The organism is Streptomyces sp. CNT372, from assembly GCF_000377145.1.
In genome coordinates this window covers 1-1,169 of record NZ_KB897815.1, presented here as the reverse complement: position 1 = coordinate 1,169, position 1,169 = coordinate 1, and the positions used below count along the sequence as shown (strand labels likewise).

The window sequence follows — 1,169 nt, the reverse complement described above, 5'->3', positions numbered from 1 at the left end:
CCCCTCCACGACGCCACCCCCGGGGCGTGTCCGTTCGACCGGCCCTGACATAGACGAGGACACGCATGGCCTCCGCCGCGCAGATCGCCGCCCGCCCGAAGCTCCCGACGCTCCCAGATGGCACGTACGCCGTGCCCGACCCGGCCGACCCGGACACCCTCACCCTGTGGAAGGTCACCGGGGGGAGCCTGGAAGCCTGGCCCCCGCGCCGACGGTGGGCGCCGAGGACACCGCCGCCGCCTCCCGGCCTCTCCCCCGGGGAGCGCCGGGAGCACCGGGAACGCTGGTACGCGGCCGTCTACTGGCCGTGGAAGGCCGCTGTCGCCGCGCTGATTGCAGACGACCCGGGCCGGGCCGCCGACCGGTTCCGGGACGCGGTCCCGGCGGAGGAGCAGCCGGACGCGGTCCTCAGCCGCGCTCTGGCCGACCTCGGGTTCCCGTACGGGGCCGACGGCCGCAGCTACGCCGAGCAGTACGCCCAGGAGCAGCGGGAGCGGGTCGACGCGGCCCGGACGATGGTCGCGGCAGGGTTCAGCCTCTCCACCGTGGCCCGTCTCCTGCGGGTGTCGAAGTCGACCGTGTGGCACTGGGCGCGGAACGGCCGGCATGACGCCGGGCAGCCGGTGACGGCGGACGCGGTCGCCGCTGCTCTCGTCGTCCTGGAGCGCGAGGCGGCCGACGCGGAGGAGCAGGCGGCGGCCGACGCTGCGATTGCGGCCGACGTCGAACCCGACGTCGACATGGCCGCGCTCCTCGCCTCCGTGATGGAGCTGGTGGACGTCGACGCCTGACCGCCCCTCACAGGCGGAGACCGGCGAGCATCCGGGTCATCGCCTGGTCCGCCGGGGACGGGGCGGCGGCCGTCAGCGCCCGGTGGAGCGGGGTGATGGCCGACAGGTATCCGGGCTCTCTCCGCTCCACCGTCCTCGCCAGCAGGAGACACAACTCCCGGTGGACCTCGGTGCGCGCGTCGGCGTCGCCCTCCTCGCCCTCCTCCAGGGCGAGGCGCACAGCGGCGACCAGAGGGCCGTCGACCCTCGGGGCGGGCCCGTCGCCGCCGTCGTCGTCCACGGCGGCCGTCAGGAGCGACGCCACCAGGGCGGAGAGGGTCGTCCCGTGCTCAGCGGCCCGCTCCGTGAGCCTGGCGTGGACGTACGGCGGGACACGGG

Annotated in this window: 2 protein-coding genes; one reads left to right on the top strand and one right to left on the bottom strand. The window is 75.8% G+C overall.

Annotated elements, in window-relative coordinates; all coding sequences use genetic code 11:
* Window positions 1–65: 65 nt before the first annotated feature.
* The gene (locus C593_RS0128495) at window positions 66–791 is read left to right on the top strand and encodes a hypothetical protein (protein ID WP_018850720.1); all 726 of its coding nucleotides are present in this window, start codon (window positions 66–68) and stop codon (window positions 789–791) included.
* Between the two features lie 7 nt (window positions 792–798).
* Here C593_RS0128495 and C593_RS30820 read toward each other — a convergent pair.
* Window positions 799–1,169, bottom strand: a 371-nt coding sequence (locus C593_RS30820) for a hypothetical protein (RefSeq protein ID WP_037747569.1), incomplete at its 5' end; no start/stop codon positions are given.